This window comes from Actinomadura macrotermitis (genome assembly GCF_009604375.1).
Lineage (GTDB): Bacteria > Actinomycetota > Actinomycetes > Streptosporangiales > Streptosporangiaceae > Spirillospora > Spirillospora macrotermitis.
Genome location: NZ_WEGH01000004.1, coordinates 497522 through 520295, shown reverse-complemented (window position 1 = coordinate 520295; position 22774 = coordinate 497522). Strand labels below are relative to the sequence as shown.

26 protein-coding genes are annotated in these 22774 nt (G+C 73.0%); 16 read left to right on the top strand and 10 right to left on the bottom strand.

Translation table 11 applies throughout. The features are described 5' to 3' along the window. Positions 1–56 precede the first annotated feature (56 nt). A complete protein-coding gene (locus ACRB68_RS30995) occupies positions 57–1193 on the top strand; it encodes an epoxide hydrolase family protein (protein ID WP_153538747.1) in 1137 nt (378 codons plus the stop codon). Positions 1194–1260: 67 nt separating this feature from the next. Here the strand turns inward: ACRB68_RS30995 and ACRB68_RS30990 are convergent, their stop codons facing one another. Both ACRB68_RS30990 and ACRB68_RS30985 read right to left on the bottom strand, forming a co-directional pair. Next, a complete protein-coding gene (locus tag ACRB68_RS30990; protein ID WP_328594992.1) occupies positions 1261–2763 on the bottom strand; it encodes a M28 family peptidase in 1503 nt (500 codons plus the stop codon). Positions 2764–2903: 140 nt separating this feature from the next. Next, the gene (locus ACRB68_RS30985; protein WP_153538745.1) at positions 2904–3602 is read right to left on the bottom strand and encodes a DJ-1/PfpI family protein; all 699 of its coding nucleotides are present in this window, start codon (positions 3600–3602) and stop codon (positions 2904–2906) included. 88 nt (positions 3603–3690) lie between these two features. Between ACRB68_RS30985 and ACRB68_RS30980 the strand changes: the two genes are divergently transcribed. Next, complete coding sequence (locus tag ACRB68_RS30980; protein ID WP_328594991.1) at positions 3691–4686, top strand: GlxA family transcriptional regulator; 996 nt, start codon at positions 3691–3693, stop codon at positions 4684–4686. Between the two features lie 32 nt (positions 4687–4718). Next, positions 4719–5381, top strand: coding sequence for a DUF6585 family protein (locus ACRB68_RS30975; RefSeq protein ID WP_153538741.1), 663 nt, complete (start codon positions 4719–4721; stop codon positions 5379–5381). Here ACRB68_RS30975 and ACRB68_RS30970 read toward each other — a convergent pair. Continuing rightward, on the bottom strand, positions 5372–5797 hold the full coding sequence (locus ACRB68_RS30970; protein ID WP_153538740.1) for a nucleoside deaminase: 426 nt from the start codon (positions 5795–5797) through the stop codon (positions 5372–5374). The two genes, ACRB68_RS30975 and ACRB68_RS30970, sit on opposite strands and share 10 nt — an antisense overlap. A 55-nt stretch (positions 5798–5852) precedes the next feature. On the opposite strand from ACRB68_RS30970, the gene ACRB68_RS30965 reads away from it, so the two are divergent. After that, positions 5853–6347 (top strand): hypothetical protein, encoded by a 495-nt coding sequence (locus ACRB68_RS30965; protein ID WP_153538737.1) that lies wholly within the window; start codon positions 5853–5855, stop codon positions 6345–6347. Here ACRB68_RS30965 and ACRB68_RS30960 read toward each other — a convergent pair. Next, entirely contained in the window at positions 6344–7513 is a 1170-nt protein-coding gene (locus tag ACRB68_RS30960) for a trans-sulfuration enzyme family protein (protein ID WP_153538735.1), read from the bottom strand. The two genes, ACRB68_RS30965 and ACRB68_RS30960, sit on opposite strands and share 4 nt — an antisense overlap. A 59-nt stretch (positions 7514–7572) precedes the next feature. Here ACRB68_RS30960 and ACRB68_RS30955 point away from each other — a divergent pair, with 59 nt between their 5' ends. From ACRB68_RS30955 to ACRB68_RS30945, 3 genes are read left to right on the top strand one after another with little or no spacing between them, the layout of a single operon-like run. Continuing rightward, positions 7573–8046: an Lrp/AsnC family transcriptional regulator gene (locus ACRB68_RS30955; RefSeq protein ID WP_153538733.1), complete on the top strand. Its 474-nt coding sequence runs from the start codon at positions 7573–7575 to the stop codon at positions 8044–8046. Then, entirely contained in the window at positions 8043–8480 is a 438-nt protein-coding gene (locus ACRB68_RS30950; RefSeq protein ID WP_153538732.1) for a hypothetical protein, read from the top strand. The genes ACRB68_RS30955 and ACRB68_RS30950 overlap by 4 nt, the downstream gene beginning before the upstream one ends. Before the next feature lie 20 nt (positions 8481–8500). Then, positions 8501–9286 carry a hypothetical protein gene (locus ACRB68_RS30945; protein ID WP_153538730.1) on the top strand — a complete coding sequence of 262 codons (786 nt, stop codon included), beginning with the start codon at positions 8501–8503 and terminating at the stop codon, positions 9284–9286. Between the two features lie 187 nt (positions 9287–9473). On the opposite strand, the gene ACRB68_RS30940 is transcribed toward ACRB68_RS30945, so the two are convergent. Further along, positions 9474–10259, bottom strand: a complete 786-nt coding sequence (locus ACRB68_RS30940; protein WP_207709877.1) for an alpha/beta fold hydrolase — start codon at positions 10257–10259, stop codon at positions 9474–9476. 144 nt (positions 10260–10403) lie between these two features. Here ACRB68_RS30940 and ACRB68_RS30935 point away from each other — a divergent pair, with 144 nt between their 5' ends. The 3 genes from ACRB68_RS30935 to soxR all read left to right on the top strand — a co-directional run bounded on the left by ACRB68_RS30935 (position 10404) and on the right by soxR (position 13415). Then, positions 10404–10979, top strand: coding sequence for a TetR/AcrR family transcriptional regulator (locus tag ACRB68_RS30935; RefSeq protein WP_207709876.1), 576 nt, complete (start codon positions 10404–10406; stop codon positions 10977–10979). Positions 10980–11240: 261 nt separating this feature from the next. Next, the gene (locus ACRB68_RS30930; RefSeq protein WP_328594990.1) at positions 11241–12923 is read left to right on the top strand and encodes an MFS transporter; all 1683 of its coding nucleotides are present in this window, start codon (positions 11241–11243) and stop codon (positions 12921–12923) included. Between the two features lie 27 nt (positions 12924–12950). After that, a complete protein-coding gene (gene soxR, locus ACRB68_RS30925; protein ID WP_207709874.1) occupies positions 12951–13415 on the top strand; it encodes a redox-sensitive transcriptional activator SoxR in 465 nt (154 codons plus the stop codon). A gap of 105 nt (positions 13416–13520) precedes the next feature. Here soxR and ACRB68_RS30920 read toward each other — a convergent pair whose 3' ends face one another. Then, complete coding sequence (locus ACRB68_RS30920; protein ID WP_328594989.1) at positions 13521–14036, bottom strand: DUF6817 domain-containing protein; 516 nt, start codon at positions 14034–14036, stop codon at positions 13521–13523. Between the two features lie 156 nt (positions 14037–14192). Between ACRB68_RS30920 and ACRB68_RS30915 the strand changes: the two genes are divergently transcribed. Continuing rightward, positions 14193–14732 (top strand): flavoprotein, encoded by a 540-nt coding sequence (locus ACRB68_RS30915; RefSeq protein ID WP_328594988.1) that lies wholly within the window; start codon positions 14193–14195, stop codon positions 14730–14732. 17 nt (positions 14733–14749) lie between these two features. On the opposite strand, the gene ACRB68_RS30910 is transcribed toward ACRB68_RS30915, so the two are convergent. Next, the gene (locus ACRB68_RS30910) at positions 14750–15061 is read right to left on the bottom strand and encodes a hypothetical protein (protein ID WP_153538724.1); all 312 of its coding nucleotides are present in this window, start codon (positions 15059–15061) and stop codon (positions 14750–14752) included. 189 nt (positions 15062–15250) lie between these two features. Here ACRB68_RS30910 and ACRB68_RS30905 point away from each other — a divergent pair, with 189 nt between their 5' ends. Together ACRB68_RS30905 and ACRB68_RS30900 are read left to right on the top strand one after the other, a co-directional pair. Beyond that, entirely contained in the window at positions 15251–15628 is a 378-nt protein-coding gene (locus tag ACRB68_RS30905) for a helix-turn-helix transcriptional regulator (protein WP_153538722.1), read from the top strand. Positions 15629–15749: 121 nt separating this feature from the next. Continuing rightward, the gene (locus ACRB68_RS30900) at positions 15750–16013 is read left to right on the top strand and encodes a hypothetical protein (protein WP_153538720.1); all 264 of its coding nucleotides are present in this window, start codon (positions 15750–15752) and stop codon (positions 16011–16013) included. On the opposite strand, the gene ACRB68_RS30895 is transcribed toward ACRB68_RS30900, so the two are convergent. After that, positions 15998–17017: a glycoside hydrolase domain-containing protein gene (locus ACRB68_RS30895; protein ID WP_153538717.1), complete on the bottom strand. Its 1020-nt coding sequence runs from the start codon at positions 17015–17017 to the stop codon at positions 15998–16000. The two genes, ACRB68_RS30900 and ACRB68_RS30895, sit on opposite strands and share 16 nt — an antisense overlap. A gap of 113 nt (positions 17018–17130) precedes the next feature. Here ACRB68_RS30895 and ACRB68_RS30890 point away from each other — a divergent pair, with 113 nt between their 5' ends. Next, on the top strand, positions 17131–18057 hold the full coding sequence (locus ACRB68_RS30890; protein WP_153538716.1) for an LLM class F420-dependent oxidoreductase: 927 nt from the start codon (positions 17131–17133) through the stop codon (positions 18055–18057). A 58-nt stretch (positions 18058–18115) separates the two neighbouring features. Here the strand turns inward: ACRB68_RS30890 and ACRB68_RS30885 are convergent, their stop codons facing one another. Further along, a complete protein-coding gene (locus ACRB68_RS30885) occupies positions 18116–19813 on the bottom strand; it encodes an MFS transporter (RefSeq protein ID WP_328594987.1) in 1698 nt (565 codons plus the stop codon). A gap of 226 nt (positions 19814–20039) precedes the next feature. Between ACRB68_RS30885 and ACRB68_RS30880 the strand changes: the two genes are divergently transcribed. Continuing rightward, complete coding sequence (locus ACRB68_RS30880; protein ID WP_153538712.1) at positions 20040–20801, top strand: TetR/AcrR family transcriptional regulator; 762 nt, start codon at positions 20040–20042, stop codon at positions 20799–20801. 10 nt (positions 20802–20811) lie between these two features. Here the strand turns inward: ACRB68_RS30880 and ACRB68_RS30875 are convergent, their stop codons facing one another. After that, positions 20812–21648 (bottom strand): TIGR02452 family protein, encoded by an 837-nt coding sequence (locus ACRB68_RS30875; RefSeq protein WP_153538710.1) that lies wholly within the window; start codon positions 21646–21648, stop codon positions 20812–20814. 121 nt (positions 21649–21769) lie between these two features. Here ACRB68_RS30875 and ACRB68_RS30870 point away from each other — a divergent pair, with 121 nt between their 5' ends. Continuing rightward, positions 21770–22765, top strand: a complete 996-nt coding sequence (locus ACRB68_RS30870; protein WP_194293518.1) for a DUF3152 domain-containing protein — start codon at positions 21770–21772, stop codon at positions 22763–22765. Positions 22766–22774: the final 9 nt, after the last annotated feature.

Sequence of the window (22774 nt, the reverse complement as noted above, 5' to 3'; positions counted from 1 at the left end):
ATTCTCGCCGCAGCCTAGGACCGAACCCGTCCTAACCCGCTCGTAGCGTTCTGGGCATGACGACGATCACTCCGTTCCGCATCGACATCCCGCAGGCCGACCTGGACGACCTCCGCGACCGCCTGGCCCGCACTCGCTGGCCGGACGAGCTGCCCGGCGCCGGCTGGTCCTACGGCGTCCCGGTCTCCTACGCCAGGGAGCTGGCCGAGTACTGGCGGACCGGCTACGACTGGCGCCGGCACGAGGCGGCGCTCAACGAGCACCCGCAGTTCAGCACCGAGATCGACGGCCAGAACATCCACTTCCTGCACGTCCGCTCGCCCGAGCCGGACGCGCTCCCGCTGATCCTCACGCACGGCTGGCCCGGTTCGGTCGCCGAGTTCATGAAGGTCATCGGCCCGCTCACCGACCCCCGCGCGCACGGCGGCGATCCGGCCGACGCCTTCCACGTGGTGGCGCCCTCCCTCCCCGGCTTCGGGCTCTCCGGCCCCACCCGCGAGGCCGGCTGGAGCCCGCGCCGGGTGGCCCGCGCCTGGGCCGAGCTGATGGGCCGGCTCGGCTATGACCGGTACGGCGCCCAGGGAGGCGACACCGGCGCGGTGGTCTCTCCCGAGCTCGGCCGCGTCGCTCCGGACCACGTGATCGGCGTGCACGTCAACGGCGCGCTGGGCTTCCCGACCTTCGCCCCCGGCGAGACGGAGGGGCTCACCGAGGCGGAGCGGGCCAGGCTGGCCGTCTACTCCGACCAGGACCGCGCGGGCTACGCCATGATCCAGGCCACCCGTCCGCAGACCCTGGCCTTCGGCCTGCACGACTCCCCGGCCGGCCAGCTGGCCTGGATCGTGGAGAAGTTCAAGGAGTGGACCGACCCCGCGCACGACCTCCCCGAAGAGGCCGTGGACCGCGACCAGATGCTCACCGACGTGAGCGTCTACTGGTTCACCGGGACGGCGGCGTCGTCCGCCCGCCTTTACAAGGAGGGCGCGGCCGACTGGGGGCGGCCCGCCCAGAGGTCCGGCGTCCCGAGCGGGGTGGCGGTCTTCCCGGGCGACGGCGGGGTCCGCCGCGTCGCCGAACGCGAGCACAACGTGATCCACTGGTCGGAGTTCGACCGGGGCGGCCACTTCCCCGCGATGGAGGTGCCGGACCTGCTGGTCGCCGACGTCCGCGCGTTCTTCCGGCTGGTCCGCTGACCGGGCCGGGCATGCGAACGGGGCCACGTCCGGACGGACGTGGCCCCGCGGTCGGCAGGTCACCGGGTCAGCGGACCAGGCGACCGCCCTTCCAGTTGAAGGAGGGGCGCTTGGCGAGGGCCTTGGCGCGGGCCTCGCCGTTCACCGGCAGCGTGCTGAGGGCCAGCCGCTGGGTGATGGCCGCGACACCGTCGGCGTTGGTGTCGAGCAGGTGCCAGTTGATGTTGGTGATGCGGTCGCACTTGGCGTGGTAGCAGGCGTCGTAGGGCTTGCCGGCCGTGCCGCCGAAGATCTTGGCCTCCTCGGCGGTCTTGATGCCCTCGGCGCCGGTGTCGATGCCGCCCGCCGGGATGCCCGCCTCGAGGAAGGGCCCGTAGTCGCTGCGGCCGTTGAACTCCGACGGGGTGGTCGGCAGCTTGCGCTTGGCGTAGTAGTCGTTGAACATCTTCTGGATCGCCGCCGAGCCGGCCGGGGCCGTCGGGTCCGATCCGTTGTAGACGCCGCGGACGCCGTTGGGGGAGGCGGTCATGTCGAAGTTCAGGTTCAGCGCGATCTTGGCCTTCTCGGCCGCGCTGAGGTGCTTGACGTAGTAGTCGGCGCCGACCAGGCCCGACTCCTCGGCGCCCCACCAGGCGAAGCGGACCTTGTTCTTCAGGCCCTTCTTGCCCAGCTTGTCGATCTTCTGGGCCAGCGCCAGGATGGTGGACGAGCCCGAGCCGTTGTCGTTGATGCCGGGGCCGGCCTCGACGCTGTCCAGGTGCGCGCCGACCACGATCACGTTGTCGGACCGCCCGTACCTGCTCTCGGCGATGACGTTGGCGATCTGCTTCGGCGTGTTGGTCACGTCGGTCTTGATGTGCAGCTTCAGCGTGCCGGCCTTGGCCGCCGCGACCAGGCCGCTGCCGATCTTGTAGGTGGTGCCGATCACCGGCACCGGGGCCGGCTTGTCCAGCCCGTAGACCGCGGGCTCGTCGACCGGGACGTCCGGCCCGATCCGCTGGTAGATGATGACGGCCGAGGCGCCGGCGGCGACCGCGTTGTTGGCCTTGTCGACGAAGGCGCAGGAACCGCGGCGGATCAGGGCGATGTCGCCCTTCTGCATGCCCTTGAAGTCGTCGGCCTCGCAGCCGCTGTTGCCGGTCGGGCCCTGCTCGCCCTCCAGGTCCACCGGGAACACCTTGGCGGTGACGTCGCCGGTGCCGGAGTACTCGTACGGGCCGAACTCGGTGCCCGGCTTGTAGGTCGCGGGGGCCGGGGCGACCTGGTCGAACGCGCCGGGGCCGTTCTGCTTGAAGACCCAGAACGGGAAGTTCTGCACCTTCGGCTTCAGGCCGGCCTTCTTCAGCTCGCTGACGACGTACTTGACCGAGACGTCGTAGCCGGCGAGGCCCGACTTGCGGTTGCCGCCGTTGTAGTCGGCGATCTGCTGGAGGTTCAGCAGGTGGCGCTTGATGTCCTTGACGGTCACGAGCTTGGCGAGGTCCGGCTTGGTGGCCGCCTCCGCCGAGCTCGGCACCAGGGCCAGGGACGCGGTCATCGCGGCCGCGGTGGCGATGGCGAACTTGCGCACATGCACTCCTGGAGGGTTGGGAGGAGAGTGGAGTTGATCTTCCACGGACCCCACATATGCGGCAAGAGTGACAAATCGCCTGACATCAATTCGAGACCAAGTCGAGATCCCCGGCCGGGAACAGAGCGGCCCGGCGGCGCTCAGCCCGCCTGGGGGAGCAGGCGGTCCAGCAGATCGGGGCGGTCCGCGAGGGCCTTGCCGGCCTCCCCGGCCATCCAGGCCTCGAAGGGGGCGCGGTCCACGCCCGGCCAGTCGATCGGGCCGAGCGGCGGCCGCGGGTCGTACTCGATGCCGAGCTGGACCAGCCGCGCGGCGTCCTGCCCGGCCAGCTCGGCGGCGAGCGCGAGCGCCATGTCGATGCCGGCCGAGACGCCCGCGGCGGTGATGACCCGGCCGTCGCGCACCCAGCGCTCGGACACCGGCGTCGCGCCGAGCCGCTCCAGCATCGGCAGCGCCGTCCAGTGGGTCGTCGCGCGCCGGCCGTCCAGCAGGCCCGCGGCGCCGAGGACCAGCGCGCCGGTGCACACCGACCCGACGACCTCGGCGGTCTCGGCGGCCGTGCGGACATAGCCGAGCAGCGTCTCGTCGGCGAGCGCGGCGAACGTCGGCGCGGCGCCGCCGGGCACGATCAGCCCGTCCGGGCGCGGCACCTGCGCGAAGGTGTGCGAGGCGGCGAGCCGCACGGAGGTGTCGGTGCCGAGCGGCTCCAGGTCCGCGGCCACCGTCACCGCCTCGACGCCGAGGCCGAAGTCCTGCAGGGCGCCGAGCACCTGCAGCGGGCCGATCAGGTCCAGGGCGGTGAGGCCGGGGTAGAGGACGAACGCGAAGGTCTTGGTCATGAGGTCAGCCTCGCCCGGCGGTCGCCGAGCACGGCCGATCGTGTCTGGAATCCTGGGATCCCTGTCCTGCGGACATGGGAGGTCCCCGGTGCGGCGTGTGGTGATCATCGGATACGAGGGCGCGGAGCTGCTGGACGTCGCCTGCCCGGCCGACGTCTTCGACGCCGCCACCCGCTGGGGCGCCGACCCGCCCTACCGGGTCGAGCTGGTGTCCCTCGGCGGCCGCCCGGTCCGCACCGCCAGCGGCATCACCCTCGCCGCGGGCGCGCTGGAGAGGACCGGCGGGCGGCTGGACACCGTCGTGGTGGCGGGCGGCCTCGGCCACCAGGACGCCGCCAAGGACGCGCGGCTGCTCGGCCACCTGCGCCGGCTCGCCGGCCTCGGCCGCCGCGTCGCCTCGGTGTGCACGGGCGCGACGGTCCTGGCGGCGGCGGGCCTGCTCGACGGCCGCCGCGCGACCACGCACTGGATGTGGGCCGGCGAGCTGGCGTCCTCCTACCCGGCCGTCACCGTGGACCCGGCGCCGCTGTACGTCCAGGACGGCAACGTCTTCACCTCGGCCGGCGTCACCAGCGCGCTGGACCTGTCGCTCGCCCTAGTGGAGGCCGACCACGGGCCCGCCCTGTCCCGGCTCGTCGCGCGGACGCTGGTCACCTACCTGCAGCGGCCCGGCAACCAGGCCCAGGTCAGCATGCACGTCGCCGCGCCGCCGCCGGAGCACCGCCTGGTGCGCGAGGTGTGCGACCACATCGCCGCCCGTCCGGACGCCGACCTCGGCGCCGCCGCCCTCGCCCGGATCGCCGGGGTGAGCCCGCGCCACCTGGCCCGCCTGTTCGCCGCGCACCTCGGCACGACGCCGTCGCGGCACGTGCGCGCCGTCCGCACCGAGGCGGCGGCGCACCTGCTGACCGGCACCCGGCTGCCGCTCACCGCGATCGCCCGGCGCTGCGGCTTCGGCACGACCGAGTCGCTGCGGCAGGCGTTCGCCGACCAGTACGCGACGACGCCGTCGGCCTACCGCCGCGCGGCGTCGCCGCGTCCCGGGCCGGACCCCGAACTTCAGAAAGACATCTCTGTTTGTTAAGGTGCGACCGACGTCCGGACAGGGAGGGCCCCATGGCCGAGCAGAGCCTCACCGCACCCGGCGCCCCGGTCACGTCCCTGGCCGCGGGGGCGCGTCTCGGCGGGCTGCACGCCGTGTACCAGCCGAAACAGCGGCCGCTGCGCAGCCGCTGGAACGACTGGCGGCTCTACCTGTTCGACGAGGGCCTGATCGTCACCGGCTCCGGCGGCTTCCAGATGGCCTTCGCCTGGCACTCCGCGACGGTCTTCCAGCACCTGCGCGCCGCCGCCTGCACCCTCGTCGGGCCCGCCCGCCAGGCCGTCACGATCGGCCGGGGGACCACCGGGCCGCTCCGCCTCAAGGTCGGGGGCGAGCGGATACGTTCCGTCGTGCGCGGCGCGCCGTTCCTCTACGAGGGCGACTGGGGCCCGGCGATCCAGGCGGGAGTGGTCCGCAGGCAGCTGCCCGCGGCGCTGGACCGGCTGCACCGGGGCGAGCCGCTGGACTTCGGCCGGCTCGCCATCACCGGCGACGGGGTGACGGTCCGGAACCGCTCCCTGCCCTGGGCCGAGGTGGCCGACATCCACGTCGGCAACGGCTCGCTCTGGATCTCCGACCGGCGGCGCAGGCCCCTGCCGGGCCTGCCCGCCGGCGAGATCGCGAACCTCACGCTCGCCCTCACCCTCTGCGAACGCCTGCGGGTGCGTCAGGTGTAGTAGCCCTCCACGGGCACGCGCGCCTCGTCGAACAGGGCGGGCCCCTCGGCGGGCGCCTCGGTGAAGCCGGTGCCGGGCGGCTGGAGCGAGGCGAGCTGCTCACCGGACAGCGCGTAGACGACCCGCCCCAGCCCGGAGCGCGCGATGGCCCCGGCGCACATGCCGCAGGGCTGGCAGCTGGTGTACATCGTCGTCGCGGCGGCCGTGGCCGGGTCGAGCTCGCGCGCCGCCCAGCGGGCCAGCTTCAGCTCCGGATGGGCGGTGATGTCCCGGTCGCCGATGGAGGTGTTGTGCTCCTCGGCGAGGACGGTGCCGTCCGGCCCCGCCAGCAGCGAGCCGAACGGCGGCTCGCCCTTGTCCCGCGCCGTCGCGGCCAGCCCGATGGCCCGCCGCAGCAGCTCCTGGTCATAGCTCATGCCTGCTCCTCACCCTCAAGATCGTCAACTATGCCAGGTGCGCTACCTTCACCGGATGGCGGACGGGACACGGCACTACCGCTACGTGGGCCCGCCCGACGTGGCGGCGCAGGCACGCCCCGGCCGCACCGGTCGGGCCGTCGGCTCGCCGGCGGACCTCGCGGCCTGGCTGGCGGAGCGCGGCGACGAGGCGGCGGAGCCGTTCACCTTCGTGATCGACCTCGCCGGGACGCTCCGCCTCGCGCCGCGGCGCAGCGAGCACGTCGCCTGCGCGGGCGGGGCGCCCGTCCTCGCCGCCGGGGAGATCGCCTTCACCGGGGAAGGCGCGGTCGCCGAGGTCAGCAACCAGTCCACCGGCTACTGTCCCGGCCGGTCCTCGTGGCGGGCCGTCCGGGACGCGCTCGACCGCGCGGGGATCGCCCACCCCGGCCGGTTCACCCACCCGATCGTCTTCCGCCGCTGCCCGCGCTGCCGCGAGCGCAGCATAGTCAAGGACGACCACTACGTCTGCGTCTTCTGCGACGCGGAGCTTCCTGCGGCGAGAGGTTAGGCGGGCTGCTCGGCCTGGTTCGGGACGGTCCGGCCGGAGCGGCCCGAACCGAGCGCCGTGTCCAGGTCCCGCCACAGGTCCTCGACGTCCTCCAGGCCGACGGACATGCGCAGCAGCCGGTCGGTCACGCCGGCCGACCGGCGGTCGCCCTCGGCCACGATGCGGTGGCTGATCGAGGCGGGGTGCTGGATCAGGGTGTCGACGCTGCCCAGGCTGACCGCGGGCGTGATCAGGCGGACGCCGGCGATCACGTCGTGCGGGTCGCCGTGCACCTCGAACGCCACCATCGTGCCGCCGATCCGCGGGTAGTGGACCCGCCCGACCCGCGGGTCGGCGGCGAGGCGCGCCGCGAGCTCCGCCGCGCCCGCCGAGGCGGCGCGGACCCGGACCGGCAGCGTCGACAGGCCGCGCAGCAGCAGGTAGCCGGCCATCGGGTGCAGGACGCCGCCGGTGGCGAAGCGGACCTGGCGGAGCCGCCGGGCGAACTCCTCGTCGCAGGCCACGACGCCGCCGAGCACGTCGCCGTGCCCGCCGAGGTACTTGGTCGCGCTGTGCAGCACGATCCGCGCGCCGGACTCGGCCGGGCGCTGGAGCACCGGCGTCGCGAAGGTGTTGTCGGCCAGCAGCGGGACCTCGCCGCACGAGCGCGCGACGGCGGCCAGGTCGACCTCGGCCAGCGTCGGGTTGGCCGGGCTCTCCACCATCACCAGGCCCGTGTCGGGCCGGACCGCCGCGGCGATCCCGTCCGGGTCGACCCAGGTGACCTCGGTGCCGAGCAGCCCCGAGGCGAGCAGGTGGTCGCTGCACCCGTACAGCGGCCGGACGGCCACGACGTGCCGCAGCCCCATCGCGGCCCGTGCGAGGACGCAGGCGGTCAGGGCGGCCATGCCGCTGGCGAAGGCCACCGCCGCCTCGGTCCCCTCCAGCCGCGCCAGCGCCGTCTCGAAGCGGGCGGTGGTCGGGTTGTCCAGGCGGGCGTAGACCGGCGGGCCGTCGAGGCGCGCGCCGGTGGCGGCGAACCCGTCGATCCGGGCGGCCTCGGCGCGGCTGTCGCGGGAGGGGTAGGTGGTGGACAGGTCGAGGGGCGGCGCGTGCAGGCCGAGCTCCGCGAGGTCCTCGCGGCCGGCGTGGACGGCCTCGGTGTCCAGTGATCGGGTGAGATCCATGCGGGCATGGTGAACGTGGCACGGCCCTAGGTGGCGAAAGTCCGGGTAACGTTCGGAAAATGTCCGATTCTGTACCGCTCGACCCGGTCGACCTGCACATTCTGCGGCTTCTGCAGAACGATGCCCGGACCACCTACCGCGATCTGGCCGCGGAGGTGGGCATCGCCCCGTCCACCTGCCTGGACCGGGTGAACCGGCTGCGCCGCACCGGCGTCATCCTCGGCGACGAGCTGCGGATCGACCCGGCCCGGATCGGCCGGGGCCTCCAGGCGCTCCTGCTGGTGCAGGTCCGCCCGCACCGGCGCGACCTCATCGGCCCGTTCGTCGAACGCGTCCGGGCGCTGCCGGAGTCGCTGGCCCTGTTCCATCTGACCGGCCCGGACGACTACCTCGTCCACGTCGCGGTGGCGGGCGCGTCCGACCTGCAGCGCCTGGTCATCGACGAGTTCACCTCGCACCGCGAGGTCGCCCGGGTGGAGACCCGGCTGATCTTCCAGCGCTGGGACTGCGGCCCGCTCCTTCCGCCCGGGTGAGGGGCGCCGGGGAACGCCGTGGCGGCCTTCCTCGTCCCGCGCCGGCTCCTCACCCGCCCGGAAGGGCCGCTGGTGGCGGCGGTGGCCGCCACGATGCTGATCCCGGCCGGCGGTTCTCTGTCCCCGAGCCCGCCGAGCGCGCCGCCCTCTCCCGGCGCGTCCAGCCCGCCGCCCGAGTTGCCGGGTCGCCGGAGCAGGACGCTTATGACCTGGCCAAGAAAACGGCGGACGCCGCCAACGGCGAGGTCTCGGAGGCCGAGCAGGAGTTCGGCGCGCTCAGGAAAGAACTCTGGGGCTTCCTGCTGGACCTGGTCGGCTGCAAACAGGCCGAGAAGTGCTTCAAGAACGCTGACATCCTGGCCTGTATCGAGACACTGGCCACGGTCATTCCCTGGGGCAAGGTCCTGAAGGTCCTCAAGAAGATGGGGAAATAGCGGAGCGAATGCGGCATTCCATGCTCTATCCCGAGCCTCCGCATCTTGAGCTGGCCTTCTTCCACGAGGGGGTGCCGGAGGAGCGTCTGCTGGCGGACGTCTGCCGGCGGCTCGCGGCCGCGGGGGCCGTGGCGACGGGCCGTCTCCAGGTCGCTCCGCAAGGCCTCCGGTTCGGCCGGCCGACCGACATCGGCGCCGAGGGCGACGAGATCCACGTTCCGGCGGAGCAGGTCTGGAGCCGTCTTGACGGCGAGGTGCCCGGGCATCGGGTCATGCGGGCGGGATTCGAGCTTCGCCCGCTGGGACTGGTCGTGGCGACCTACAACCGCGGCGCCGCCGGACGGCATCCCGTCGCCCTGCTGACCAACGCGGACGCGATCGAATTTCCCGAGAGCGAATGGTCGAGCCGGCAACGGAAGAAAGCGAAGCGCTTCTCAGCGGCCGTCGTGCCCCTGATGAAGGACATCTGTGAAGCGGTCGGTCCTCTTTACGCCTCCCTGGGGGTGGAGGCGACCCTCCTGGGCCCCGAACGCCTTGCCGCCTCGGACAGCGGGCCGGGTGACGTCTTCGTCGCCGACCGGCTTCTCGCGTATGACCCCCGTCTTGCTGACAAGCTTGCTCAGTGCTTCTCCGGCGGACACGTCGATGCGTGGGCCACCGGGACCTACCACTCCTCCTGGGCCCCCTTCAACGATTCCTGGACGACGGCCGAGGACCCGGCCCTTCCGGCGCGGTCGGGGCGGCTCCTGGGGGCTGCCGCCGCCTCGTTCATGCGTGATCAGGGTGCCGGCGGGCAACCGGCCTGACGATCCCGGGCGGCAGGTGCCCTGGTCGTGTCCATGCCGGACGGGTTTCCGCAGGCTGGGATGCTTCGCGGCGGCACGCCGCATCGGGGGCTTCGGTAGCGGGCACGACGCCTGCCTGGAGGCCGCACCGGCCGTCCTTCGCGCGGCGGGTGAAGGACGGCCGGTGGCGTCGAAGGCCGGGGCCGGCTCAGCCGTTCCGGGCGGCGGCCCGGATGAGCAGCGCGACGGCGCGGGGGCGGGAGACCGGGGAGGCGTGCGACGCGGGGAGTTCGACGGTCCGGGCGCCGATGCGCCCGGCCATGAAGCGCTGGGCCGCCGGCGGGATGGCCTGGTCCCTGGTGGAGACCAGGTACCAGGAGGGGAGCTTCTTCCAGGCCGGGGGACCGGACGGGGTGTTGACGGCCTCGGCGGTGATCGGGCGCTGGGTGGCCGCCATCAGGGCGGTCTGGGAGCGGGGCACGTCGGCGGCGAACGTGGCGGCGTACTTGGCGGGGTCGATGTAGAGGTCCACGCCGGTCGTGCCGTCGGGCTTGGTGTAGGGGCGCGGGAGGACCGACTTCCCGATGGTGTCGTGGAACCGGGCGCCGATGCTCGCGTTGCTCTCTCCCTCGTCGGGGGCGAACGCGGCGATGTAGACCAGGGCCTTGACGTTGGGGGCGGCCTGGGCCGCGTTGGTGATCACGGCGCCTCCGTAGGAGTGCCCGACGAGCACGACCGGGCCCTTCACGCTCGCGACGACGCTCGCGACATAGGCGGCGTCGCTGCGCAGGTCGCGGAGCGGGTCGGCCACGGCGATCGCCTTGTAGCCGCTGCGGTGCAGGTCGCGGATGACGCCGCTCCAGCTGCTGCCGTCGGTGAACGCGCCGTGGACTAAGACGACCGTGGGTTTGGCGCCGTCGTCGTCGCGGGGAGCGGCTGCGACGGCGCCGGCCGCGGTGGTCGTGGCGCCGAGGAGGGCGGTGACCGTGGCCATGCGTACGAACATGCGCCGGGATCGGTGTGCGGTGGTGTGCACGAGCGGCTCCTAGGGAGAATGAACGTTCTTTCTCCCACGCTAAGCAGGCCGATCACGCCTGTCAATACGGGAGAAGGACCGGTCTCTCATTAATCTGGTCGCGTGAACGACCCCGACAAGGCATCCGCTCCGCGGCAGCGGCTGCTCGACACCGCCGTCCGGCTGTTCTACGCCGAAGGGGTCCACGCGGTAGGGGTCGACCGGCTGGTCACCGAGGCCGGCGTCACCCGGGCCACCTTCTACCGGCACTTCCCGACCAAGAACGACCTGGTCCTGGCCTATGTCGCGCACCACGACCGGGTGATCCGGACCATCGTCACCGCCGACGTCCAGGGCAAGGCGCCGGACGAGGCGCTGACCGCGATCTTCACCGGGCTGTCCGCCTACGCCTGCAGCCCGGGATTCCGCGGCTGCCCGTTCATCAACGTCGCCGCCGAGTACCCCGACCCCGCCGACCCGGTCCGCGCGGCCGTCGGCGCCCATCGCGCCTGGCTCCGCGGCACCCTGCACGACCTGCTCGCCGCGGCCGGCCACCAGGAGCCCGCCGTGGCCGCCCAGACGCTGCTCTCACTCCGCGACGGCATCCTCGTCGGCGGCTACCTCGACGACCCCGCGACCGTCGGCGCCGCCATCCGCCAGGCCGTCCAGGCCACCCTCGCCGCCCCGCCGCGCGCCTAGACGGCACCGCCCCTCGAAGGTGACCGGCGGCGCTGCGGCCACTGGAGGGAAGCCGGGAGTCTTGCCTGAGAGGTATGACCCGAACCGGGACCTGGGCGCCGCTGTCAACGACGTGCTCATGCAGGCATAGCAGGACCGGCGTCCGGTGCTGCTGCCCGCAGTGGAAACCAGACTGCCCGTCCATCCCGACGGTCCGGTGGCGCTTTCCCCGCCGATCCGCTGGACCCACGGTGCCGCTGAGATCTTGGTCTCCTATGGGGCATGCGGCGCGACCGCCTGCCGTGGCCGGTTCCCGCGGGGGCCGTCGCAAAGGGAGGCTCCGGTGCCGCGGCCGCCTTGACCGCTTCGCGTAAGGGGCTTCTAGCAGGGCAGTTGACCTCAACATTAGTTGAGGTGATGGAGTCTTCGCTGTCCGCCCGGAACCACAGAAAGCGAACAGGCATGGCGAACAGCACAGACAGCACGGATACGGAGGCCGCACCGCACGCGGGCCCGGCGGATCGGCCGTCTCGGTTGACGCTTCCGGTGGTCTTGGCCGGTGTGGTCCTGGTGGCGATGTCCATCTCGGGGACGGCCGTGGCGCTCCCGAGCATCGGACGCGATCTCGATACCTCCGGTTCCGCGTTGAACTGGGTCGTCGCCGGCTACAACCTGGCCTTCGCGGCCATGACGCTCATCGCGGGCTCGACCGCCGACCGGGCCGGCCGGCGACGGGTCTTCGTCGCCTCGGCCCTGGTCTTCTCGGCCGGATTCCTCGGGACGGCGCTGGGCCCGGTGATCGCGGCCGTCGACGTCTTCCGCGTCGTCTCCGGCGCCGGAGGTGCCGGGATCATGGCGGCGGGCGGTGCCATCCTGGCCTCCGCCTACGAGGGGGCCGCCCGCAATCGCGCCTTCGCCCTGATGGGGACCATGGCCGGGGTCGGCATCGCGATCGGCCCCACCCTGTCGGGGCTGCTGATCAGCGCCACCGGGTGGCGGGGAAGCTTCGCGATCTTCACCGTGGTCGGCCTGCTGGTCGCCCTGGGCGGAACCCGCGCCCGTGAATCCCGCGCGGCCGCCGCCGGCCGGACCGACCGGGCGGGCGGTGCCCTGTTCGTCGCCGCGCTGACGCTGTCGATGTTCGCGCTGCTGGAGGCGCCCGCGCTCGGCTGGGGACATCCCGCCGTCCTGGTGGCCGGCGCCGCGGGCCTGGCCGTCCTGGTCGTGTTCGGCATCGTCCAGCGGCGCAGTGCCGCTCCGGTGCTGGACCCCGCTCTGGTCGCCAACCGCGGTTTCCTGGGATGGAGCCTGGCGACCCTGACCACCTCCATCGGGTTCCTGGGCGTCCTGGTCTTCCTGCCCACCTACCTCCAGGCGGCCGCGGACCTGGCCCCGGCGGCCGCCGGGGCCACGATGCTGCTGCTGACCGCTCCCGTGCTGGTCATGCCCATGGCCGCGGTGGCCCTGGTGAACAAGGGCGTTCCGGCCCGCCCGCTGATCATGCTCGCGCTGCTGCTGGTCGTGGCCGGGAACCTGTGGCTGATGACCCTGAACGCCGATGACGCGGTCATGGCCGTGGCGGCGCCGCTCGTGCTGATCGGCACCGGCATGGGGGCGTCCTTCGGCATCACCGACGGCCAGGCCATGGCGCTGGTCGCCCCCGACGTCGTCGGCATGGCGGCCGGCTTCCTCAACACCCTGCGGGGCGCGGCCGAAGCCCTGGTGATCGCCGCCTACAGCGCCGCTCTCACCGGCCTGCTGTCGGCCGAACTGGGCGATGCGACCCGCGCCGCCGAGGTCGGCGCCGGGCGCCTCACCGACGGAGCCGCGGCCGTGGAGCTGGACGCCTTCACCCGGTCCTGGCGGCTGACCCAGCTCGGTGTCGGCTCGCTCTGCCTCGTCCTGTCGATCATCGTGGCCGTCCTGGTCTACGGCCGCGCCACCGCGTCCCGCCCGACCGCCTGACCACCGGACGCGACGAGGAGCCAGGCAGTGCACGTCAGCCCGGACGACCACCTCACGATCGGCGAGGTCATCCGCCGAACCGGCTTGCCCGCCTCCGCCCTGCACTTCTATGAACGCAAGGGACTGATCTTCAGCGAACGCGGCGGCACCGGCCGGCGCCTCTATCCCCGCCACATGCTCCGCCGGATCTCCTTGATCATCGTGGCCAAGCGGCTCCACATCCCGCTGTCGGACGTCGCCGGGGTCTTCACCGGCCTCCCCGCCGACCGCGCCCCCACCCACCAGGACTGGCAGCGAGTCTCCCGGCGTTGGAAGAAGCAGCTGGAGGAACGCCGCCGCGTCATCGAAAGCCTCGAGCAGGAGCTCACCGGCTGCATCGGCTGCGGCTGCCTGTCGATGAAGGCATGCCTGCTCCTCAACCCCGATGACACTCTGGGCGGCCGCGGCCCCGGCCCGGTGCGCCTCCAACGGCCCGGCGCCGGGACGGCATGACGGCGGGCGGTGTCGCGGCCGACGTGCCCCCTGGCCATGCCTCGCCGCCGCTTCGCACCTGCACGGTAGAAAACCGCCGCCCTGACGGCTCAGCGGGCGCACCGGTCATGACCGTGCGACCGCCTCGCGGGCTGCGGGGCTCAGGAGGTGCTGCCAGGAGGCGAACAGGGCCAGCAGTTTTGGTCCGTACCGGGCGCGGAGGTCGGCGTTCTCGGCCAGGACGTCCAGTTCGTTGGCCACGGTGATCTCGGCGAAGTCCCGGAGGCCGCTTTCGGGAGGCACTGATGTCGTCCCGTTGAACCGGTCTCGGAATTCGCCGCCGTTTGCGAGGCGAGGGTAGGAGAAGGCCCGGTCGCAGCTCGCGTAGAAGTAGACGATCTGCTCGGCCTCGTCGCCGATGACGTTCGCCAGATCGTCGCGTCTGCTGACCTCGCCCAGTGCGACGGGGAATCCGTCGGTCCCGTAGTAGGCATGGCACAGTCCCGCCGACTGCACGGCCGGCCGGGCTCCCCAGCGAGCGAGCACGGCATGCACCCGCTGGAGATGCGCCAGGAGGGTGCCGCCGGGATGGTCGATCTCCGCTGCGCCGCATTTGGTCAAGAACTCGATCACCGCATCCACACGGCCATCGTTAGGCCGGCCGAGGCCCTGGTCAATCCTTGGATTTGCTTGCCGCCCCCCAAGCGAAACCTTGCTTCTGATGGTTCAAGGGGCGCCTGTGGGTGATGAGACGCGTCGTGCCAAGGTGGGCGGGACGGCAGAAGAAAGGGGAGTCAGGTGCCTGACGGGCCGGTGCTTTACGTGGTCGCCTGTGGGGGCCGCCCGGCGGCGGATCTTCCCGGGTTCGTCCGGCGGCTCCAGAGCGACGGGTGGACGGTCTGCGTCATCGCGACGCTGTCCGGAACCAGGTTCCTGGAGGCCGGCGAGCTCGCGGGGCTGACCGGCCACCCGGTGCGGTCGGAGTACAAGCGCCCCGAGGAGCCCGACGTCCTTCCGCCGGCGGACGCCTTCGCTGTGGTGCCGGCGACCTTCAACACCGTCAACAAGTGGGCCCACGGCACCAGCGACACGTTGGCCTTGGGGCTGCTCAACGAGGCGATCGGGCTGGAGCGGCCGATCGTGGCGGTGCCGTGGCCCAACGCCGCGCTGGCCCGGCATCCGGTGTTCGCGCGCAGCGTCGCGGAACTGCGTGAATGGGGCGTCGACGTGCTGCTGGATCCGGCCCGGCTGCCTGCCCCGGACTCGGACGAGGGCTCGTTTCCGTGGGAGGAGTTGCACCGGGCCCTCGCCGCGGTGCGCCGTGGGCTGGACGGCTGAGGGGCGCGCCCTGCCCGTCAGCGCGACAGCAGGGCGGCGAGGAGGCCGACGACCACCGACGCCGCCGTGGCGATGAGGGAGAGCAGCGCGACGGTGTGCCGGAAGCGGGTCTCCAGCTGGCCCCGGGTCACCTGCTCCCGCTCGGCGATCATGAGCCGGGCCTCCAGCTCGTCGATCAGCCGGGTCTGCGCGTCCCACTGGCGTTCGCGCAGCTCGCTGCGCTGCAGCATCAGGGTGAGCCGGCCCTCCAGTTCGGCCAGCCGGACGTCGAAGCCGCGCCGCAGCTCCGACAGCGCCAGCTCGACGGTGATGGGTCCTTCCTCGGTCACGGCGATCCCGCCCCTTCGCGTCGGGTCCGTCGCCGTCGTTCTGGTCCGCGGCGGCGGACCTGGACTCCACCATAGGAACGAACCGGTAACTTCTCAAGATGTGGCCGGTAAGTTAGGGAAAGAGAGCTGAAGGAAATATTCGCCTGACGATTACTGGATGTTCCTTAATGTTTCCGCCATGCTGAAGGCATGGCTGGAGGGCTGGACCGTGAGCGGGCCGCCAAGTACGTGGTGGCGCGGCGCGGGTCGCTCGGCATGACGCAGGAGCGGCTCGCCGAGCGGGCGGGGGTGACCGTCAAGACGGTCTACAACCTGGAGGCGGCGGAGCGCTGGCCGCAGGCGCGCACCCGGGCGGCGATCGAGGCGGCGCTGGAGTGGGGGCCCGGCGACCTGTCGCGGATCGCCGAGGGCGGCGAGCCCGGCGGCCGGGAGGGGCCGGCCGAGGCGCTGCGCGAGCTGGACGAGCTCGCCGGCTACTTCGCCGACCTGCGCGACGACCCCGGCGGCAAGCGGCGCCTCGCGCTGCAGTTCCTGCGCGCGCTGTACGGGGAGACCGGCGGACGATGATTTTTCGTAGTTTGAAAAATTTCCGCATCTGACCGGTTGTTGCTTCGTTGACAAGCGCGCAGACTAGGGCTGCCGTTCCAGGTCAGGAGCACCGCTCCAGGGGCGTGAAGGAGTGTCGGTGATGCGCGCACGCGCGGCCTGTGTCCGGTGGCTCGGCGCCGTGGCGGCCTGCGCGGGGGCCGCCACGGCCGCCGTCTGGGAGCCGGTGCTGCTGCGCGCCGGCCTCGCCGCGGGCGCGGTGGCGTTCGGGATCGGCGCGGTGCGCGCGGCCCGGGAGTTCCGGGAGCGCCAGCTGCAGATCCTGCGGCGGCTGGACGCGCACACCCGGGTGCTGCGGAACGCCGCCCGCGCCGCCCGCGAGGAGCCCCGTCAGCCCCTCCAGTAGAGCAGCTTGGCGCTGCCGCCGCCGATGGCGGCGGCCTGCGCGCCGTGCTGGAGGACCTGGAAGCGCACCGAGCGGTCCTTGGCCACCGAGTCGGCCGAGATCCCGTACAGCAGGTTGGTCTCCTCGCCGGCCGAGGTGAAGTCCTGGACGGCCCCGGCCTCGAAGCCGCCCGCGTCCGCCTCGATCGCGCGGGCCTGGATGCGGGTGCCGGCCGGGACGCCGACGATCCGCACCGCGGCCGTCAGGGAGTAGCGGGCGGGGCCGTTCAGCACGCCGGGGCCGCCCTTGTCGGCGTGCTGGCGCCCGGCGTCGGAGTACTCGGCGTCCCAGACCACGGTGGTCCAGGCGCCGGGCGGGAGCGGCTGCGCGGTGGTGGTGCCCACCGAGACGTAGTCGGGCATGTCGTCCTCCTGGGGGGAGACGCCGACGCGCCACTGGCCGTAGTCGGCGGCGACGGCGCGGTCGTAGTCGACGTCCACCCCGTTGACGGTGTGGTCGTTGGAGTACTGCTGGAGCTGCGCGCGCCCGTCCCAGCGGCCGCCGGACCAGGCGTAGGTCTGCCAGCCGTAGGTGATCTTCCCGGCGTCGAAGGCGCGCCGGACCGGGCCGAGGCCGGCGTACAGGCCGACGCGGCGGCGGCCGAGGACGCTCGCGGCGCCGTCCAGGTAGGCGTTGATCGCGGCCTGCTGCCCGGCGGTGGCGTCGAAGTCGACGGCGAAGTAGATCGGGCGGTCGGCCGGCATGCCGCAGGCGGCCGCCTGGCGGGCCGCCTCCCGGGCGTCGGCGGCGCCGCCCGCGCGGCCCGACAGGGCGCGCGAGGCGGTGCTCTCCCACACCACGACGAGCCAGATGCCGGCGGCCGACAGCTCGGCGGCCTCGGCGCGGGTCAGGTTCTTGCCGCCGGTGTCGTGGGACAGGTAGCGGCAGGCGAACCTGACGCCGCTGCGCTTGAGCGCGGCCGCTCCGGGCCGCCCCCACGCGTAGTCCACGCCGAAAACGGCCATGCCGGGCTCCCGGGGGTAGGAGGTGATCCCTTTGGATTCAACCCCTTCTGCCCGCTCGATCGCAGCCGAACCCCCGGGCGCGGGCCCGAAGGCGGCCGTACCAGGATGGGACCATGCGACTTCGAATCTTCACCGAGCCCCAGCAGGGCGCGACCTTCGAGACCCTGCTGGCGGTCGCCAAGGCCACCGAGGACCTGGGCTTCGACGCCTTCTTCCGCTCCGACCACTACCTGAAGATGGGGGACGTCCCGGGCACGCCGGGTCCGACCGACGCCTGGGTCACCCTCGGCGCGATCGCCCGCGAGACCAGCCGCATCCGGCTCGGCACGCTGATGACGGCGGCGACGTTCCGCTACCCCGGACCGCTCGCGATCAGCGTCGCGCAGGTCGACCGGATGAGCCAGGGCCGGGTCGACTTCGGCATCGGCACCGGCTGGTTCGAGCAGGAGCACGCCGCCTACGGCATCCCGTTCCCGGACCTGAACGAGCGGTTCGAGCGGCTGGAGGAGCAGCTGCAGATCATCACCGGGCTCTGGCGGACGCCGCTCGGGGAGACCTTCTCCTACGACGGCGAGTACTACAAGCTGGTCGATTCGCCCGCCCTGCCGAAGCCGACGCGCCCGGAGGGGCCGCCGGTGCTGATCGGCGGGTTCGGCGCCAAGCGCACACCGCGGCTCGCCGCCGCCTACGCCGACGAGTACAACGTGCCGTTCCACAAGCTGGACGAGACCGCCGCCGCGTTCGGGCGCGTCCGCGACGCCGTCCAGGCGGCCGGGCGCACCGAGCCGATGGTGTACTCGGCCGCGCAGGTGGTGTGCTGCGGCCGGGACGAGGACGAGATCGCCGCGCGGGCGGCGAAGATCGGCCGGGAGGTGGGCGAGCTGCGCGAGAACGGCCTGGCCGGCACGCCCGCCGAGATCCGCGACAAGATCGGGCGGTTCGCCGAGGCCGGCGCCGAGTGCCTCTACCTGCAGGTGCTGGACCTGCACGACCTCGACCACCTGGAGCTGCTGGCGATCGAGGTGCTGGACCGGCTCTGAGCGCGCCGGCGCGCGGCGCGCCCCCGGCCCGGGGACGCGCCGCGCGCCGTTCGCGGGGTCACACGGCCGCCGGGACGGCCTCGGCCGCCGCCTCCTCCTCGGTGCGCGGGTGCATCGGGAGCAGGAAGGTGACCACGAAGGTGAGGCCGAGCATGCCGACCACCACCCACAGGGTGATCTTCATGGCGTCGCTGAAGCCGGCCTTGGCGGCGTGCTCGCCGGCGGTGCCGACGGCCTGCTGGATCGCGGGCGCGGCCTGCGGCTGCGCGGCGGCGGCCTGGCGGACCGCGCCCTCCAGCCGCTTGCAGGAGGCGGGGACGGCGCCGGGGTCCTTGGCGGTGGCGCGGTCGTGGCCGCAGGCCCGCAGGCCCGCCGCGATCTCGTCCTGGACGGGCGCGGGCACCGAGGCGGCGGCGAGCCGGGACTTGAGCGCGCCCGCGCCGTCGTCCGCGGCGGCGGCGACGTGCCCGCCGAGCAGCCCGAAGAAGATCGTGCCGAGCACCGCCGCGCCGAGCGCGCTGCCGAGCTGCTGGATCGCGGTGAGGGTGCCGCCCGCCGAGCCGGTCTCGGCCGGCTCGACGCCGGCGAGCACGGTGTCGAAGAACGGCGCCATCAGCAGCCCCATGCCGAGGCCGGTGACCACCAGCGCCGGGGTGAGCTGCCAGGGGGTGACGCCGATCCCGCCGAGCTGCAGGGTGGTCACGATGCCGACCACGCCGCCCGCCATGATGACGGTGCCGCCGTGGATGACGTGCCGGCCGAAGCGCTGCACCGCCTGCGCCGCCCCGAACCCGACGATCATGCCGACGGACCAGGGGATCTGGGACAGGCCGGCCTTCATCGCCGAGTAGCCGAGCCCCATCTGCAGGTAGAGGGTGAAGGCGAGCGCGAAGCCGGTCATGCCGGAGAAGAACACCAGGCCGACGATGAGGCCGCCGGTGAAGCCGCGCTTGGCGAACAGGCTCGGCACGATCAGCGGGTCGCCGCCCGCGCGCTGCTTGCGCCGCTGGTACCAGGCGAACACCCCGAACACCACGACCGAGGCGGCCATCATCGCGAACGTCCAGGCGGGCCAGCCGAGCTCGCGGCCCTGCACCAGCGGGTAGACGATCAGCGCGGCGCCGACCGAGGCGAGCAGGGCGCCGGCCAGGTCGAGCCGGGAGGTCTGCTCCGAGCGCCCGGCGGGCAGGAAGAACATCCCGGCGACGACGGCGGCGACGCCGACCGGCAGGTTGATCAGGAAGATCATCCGCCAGCCGGTGCCGAACAGGTCGGCGTCCACCAGCCAGCCGGCCAGCACCGGGCCGCCGACCGAGGACAGGCCCATGAGCGGGCCGAACAGCCCGAACGCGGCGCCCATCTCCTTCGGCGGGAACATCTGCTTGATCATGCCGATGCCCTGCGGCAGCATCAGCGCGCCGAACAGGCCCTGCACCACCCGGGCGCCGATCAGCATGCCGGGCGAGCCGGCCACGCCGCACAGCAGCGAGCCGGCGGTGAACCCGGCCGCGCCGAGCAGGAACATCCGCTTGCGGCCGTACAGGTCGCCGAGCCGGCCGCCGGTGATCAGCCCGATCGCCATGGCGAGGGTGTAGCCGGCCGCCAGCCACTGGATGGTGCTGGCCGACCCGCCGAGCTCGGCGCGGATGGTGGGCGAGGCGATGGTGGTGATCAGCGAGTCGAGCAGGTCCATGATCTCGCCGAGCAGGATCACCAGCAGCGCGGCCCAGCGCCATCGGTAGAGGGTCCCGGGCACGGCGGACCCGGGTGGAGCGGTTGCGGAGGACTGGTCCATGGGGGGGCTCCCGATAACTGGAAGAACAGTGTTCGTACTTTACGAACACTGTTTTAAGACCGAACGCTGTTCGTGTCAAGTACGATGTTCGTGACCGAGACGGGAGAGGGAGGTACTCTCTCGCCAATAGAGAAGATATATCGCGATGCCGGGAAGTCAAGACCTATCGCGAGTTTGGGAGCCCCGCATGCCCGCCGACCCCGCCGCCGACGCCGCCCCGATGCCGACCCCGCCCGGGCGCAGGCCGCGCAAGGCCGCGCCGCGGCGGCAGCCCCTCTCCCAGGAGCTGATCGTGGCGACCGCGATGCGGGTGCTGGACGCCGAGGGGCTGGACGCCGTCACCATGCGCCGCGTCGCGCAGGAGCTGGCGACCGGCCCGGCGTCGCTGTACGCGCACGTGGCGAACAAGGAGGAGCTGCACGAGCTGATGCTCGACCGGGCGGCCGGCGAGATCCCGCTGCCCGAGCCCGACCCGGCGCGCTGGCAGGAGCAGATCAAGGAGCTGGCCTTCGAGAGCCGGCGGGTGTGGACCTCGCACCGCGACCTGGCCCGGGTCTCCCTCGGCTCGGTCCCGACCGGCCCGAACCTGCTGGCGGTGGTGGAGTGCCAGCTCGCGCTGATGCGGGCGGGCGGGGTGCCCGAGCGGGTCGCCGCGCTGGCCGTCGACACCCTCGGCATGTTCATCGACGCCGACGCGGTCGAGGACACCGTCTACACGGCCAAGGTGGGGCCGGGGGAGGACCCCTGGGCGCACTTCCACCGCTACATCGCCGAGCTGCGCGAGTACCTGTACGCGCTGCCGCCCGAGCGCTACCCCAACATCGCCAGGATGGCCCGGCTGCTCACCGAGCCGGAGGGCGACGAGCGGTTCGGGTTCGGGCTGGACATCCTGGTGCGGGGCATCGCCTCCTACGTGGAGGACGGCCCCGCGGGCCGGAAGGCGGTCTAGGAGGAGCGGGCTAGAACGAGGCGAAGACGCGCTCGAAGGCGGCCTGGCGGGGGGCGCCCTGCGCGCTGTCCCACACCGCGAACGTCACCTGCTCGAACCGCCCGGCGAACTCCCCGCCGGGACGCAGCGCGTCCGCGAAGACCCCGGCGACCTCGGCCGGGTCGTTGCGGAAGACCCCGCAGCCCCAGGCGCCCAGCACCAGCCGCCCGTGCCCGTGCGCGAGCGCGGCCGCCAGCACCTTGCGGGCGCGCAGCCGCAGCGCCGCCGGGATGCGCGCGGCGACCCGCGGGTCGCGGATCGCGCCGCGGTTGGGCGCGGCCGAGGTGAGGAACGCCACGTCGTAGGGCTCCTCCAGCAACGCTCCGTCATCGGCGCGCAGCACCGGGACTGCCGGGGAGTAGACCATGTGGTCGCTGTAGAGCAGGTCGCCCTGCGCGCGGTGGAAGTCGTAGTACTCGCGCGCGGCCAGCAGCGTCGGGTACAGCCCGGAGGACCGCGCGAGGTCCTCCTCCTGGGAGAGCGCGCCGTTCAGGAAGCCGCCGCCGGGGTTCTTGGCGGAGGCGAAGTTGAGGGCGAGCGGCACCGTGCCGTCCGCGCCGAGACGCCGCGCGGCCTGCAGCGTCGTCTCCCCGGTCACCTCGACGCGGGTCGCGGCGCCGGGCGGGGCCGGCGGGAGCGCGGCCAGCAGGGCGTCCAGTTCGGCGGGCCGGTGCAGGACGGTCCCGCGCACCGCGGCGGCCAGCCGCCCGGCGATCTCGACGGTCCGCCCGGAGGGGGCGCGGTAGGCGCCGTGGTCGAGGATGTCGACGGTCTCGCGGGCGGTGGTCATGCGTTTGCTCTTGTTCATATCGCCACAGATTGTGACCGCTCGCCCCACCCGGCGCCACCGATTAACGCCAGTCCACTAAAAGCCAGTATCTGGGGAATTGATCATAGGGAGTGGGGTTTCTGGCATGCTGTGCTGCGCGATGCAGCCTCCACGTTCACGCCCGGGCCGCCGCCGGAACCCCCCGCACCGGCGCGGCGCGCCCCCGCCGGGCGGCACGGTCCCGCCGGGGCCGGACCCCTACGGGCCCGGCCCGGCCGAGCCCGCGGGGCCGCGTGCCGACCCGTTCGCGGTGGACGCCGAGCACGGCATCGGCGGCGACCTGGACCGCGCGTTCGCCGGCGCCCGCCGCTCCCGCGCCCGGCACCTGACGTTCGCGATCGGCTCGCTGGTGCTGGTCGGCGGGCTCGGCATCGGCGGCGCGGTCGCCTACGGGGTGCTGAGCAGCAATCTGGACGGCGGCATCCTGCCGCCCGCGCCGGCGCCCGAGGCGAAGGCGAGCCGGTCCGCCCCGATCGACTCGATCCCGTCCGAGCCGCCGGTGGTGAAGCCGCGGGTCCCGGTCTACATCCCCGCGCACGGCACCGGCCGCTTCACCCGCGCCCCCGTCACGACCCGGCGGACGTTCGGGCACGGCAAGGTGCTGCGCTACATGGTCGAGGTCGAGGGCGGCCTGAAGCAGCGCACCGCCACCTTCGCCGGCAAGGTCGACACCATCCTGGCCGACCGGCGCGGCTGGACGGCCGGCGGCAGGTGGTCGTTCCGGCGCGTCGACTCGGGCCCCTACGACTTCGTGGTCCGGCTCGCCTCGCCGGACACCACCGACAAGCTGTGCGCGGCGGCCGGCATGGACACCGAGGGCAAGGTGAACTGCAGCGCCGGCAAGCAGGTCGTGGTGAACCTGCGCCGCTGGCTGCTGCTCACCACCTTCTACAGGGGGCAGCCCGACCACTACCATGCGCTGGTGATCAACCACGAGGTCGGGCACCGGCTCGGCTTCGGCCACATGACCTGCGCCGGGAAGGGCCGGCTCGCGCCGGTCATGCAGCAGCAGATCTTCGGGTTGAAGGGCTGCCGGGTCAACGGCTGGCCCTACGACAACCGGGGCCGCTTCATCAGCGGGCCGCGCGTTCCCTGACGTTCTGCC

Bases quoted from the DNA above. Each gene is read 5' to 3' on its own strand.
- ACRB68_RS30975 (WP_153538741.1), top strand. From the start codon at position 4,719: ATGGCCGAGCAGAGCCTCACCGCACCCGGCGCCCCGGTCACGTCCCTG.
- ACRB68_RS30955 (WP_153538733.1), top strand. From the start codon at position 7,573: ATGTCCGATTCTGTACCGCTCGACCCGGTCGACCTGCACATTCTGCGG.
- ACRB68_RS30930 (WP_328594990.1), top strand. From the start codon at position 11,241: ATGCGGCGCGACCGCCTGCCGTGGCCGGTTCCCGCGGGGGCCGTCGCA.
- ACRB68_RS30890 (WP_153538716.1), top strand. From the start codon at position 17,131: ATGCGACTTCGAATCTTCACCGAGCCCCAGCAGGGCGCGACCTTCGAG.
- ACRB68_RS30905 (WP_153538722.1), top strand. From the start codon at position 15,251: ATGGCTGGAGGGCTGGACCGTGAGCGGGCCGCCAAGTACGTGGTGGCG.
- ACRB68_RS30970 (WP_153538740.1), bottom strand. From the start codon at position 5,797: ATGAGCTATGACCAGGAGCTGCTGCGGCGGGCCATCGGGCTGGCCGCG.
- ACRB68_RS30895 (WP_153538717.1), bottom strand. From the start codon at position 17,017: ATGGCCGTTTTCGGCGTGGACTACGCGTGGGGGCGGCCCGGAGCGGCC.
- ACRB68_RS30875 (WP_153538710.1), bottom strand. From the start codon at position 21,648: ATGAACAAGAGCAAACGCATGACCACCGCCCGCGAGACCGTCGACATC.
- ACRB68_RS30900 (WP_153538720.1), top strand. From the start codon at position 15,750: ATGCGCGCACGCGCGGCCTGTGTCCGGTGGCTCGGCGCCGTGGCGGCC.
- ACRB68_RS30880 (WP_153538712.1), top strand. From the start codon at position 20,040: ATGCCCGCCGACCCCGCCGCCGACGCCGCCCCGATGCCGACCCCGCCC.
- ACRB68_RS30870 (WP_194293518.1), top strand. From the start codon at position 21,770: ATGCAGCCTCCACGTTCACGCCCGGGCCGCCGCCGGAACCCCCCGCAC.
- ACRB68_RS30940 (WP_207709877.1), bottom strand. From the start codon at position 10,259: ATGGCCACGGTCACCGCCCTCCTCGGCGCCACGACCACCGCGGCCGGC.
- ACRB68_RS30985 (WP_153538745.1), bottom strand. From the start codon at position 3,602: ATGACCAAGACCTTCGCGTTCGTCCTCTACCCCGGCCTCACCGCCCTG.
- ACRB68_RS30960 (WP_153538735.1), bottom strand. From the start codon at position 7,513: ATGGATCTCACCCGATCACTGGACACCGAGGCCGTCCACGCCGGCCGC.
- ACRB68_RS30945 (WP_153538730.1), top strand. From the start codon at position 8,501: ATGCTCTATCCCGAGCCTCCGCATCTTGAGCTGGCCTTCTTCCACGAG.
- ACRB68_RS30965 (WP_153538737.1), top strand. From the start codon at position 5,853: ATGGCGGACGGGACACGGCACTACCGCTACGTGGGCCCGCCCGACGTG.
- ACRB68_RS30995 (WP_153538747.1), top strand. From the start codon at position 57: ATGACGACGATCACTCCGTTCCGCATCGACATCCCGCAGGCCGACCTG.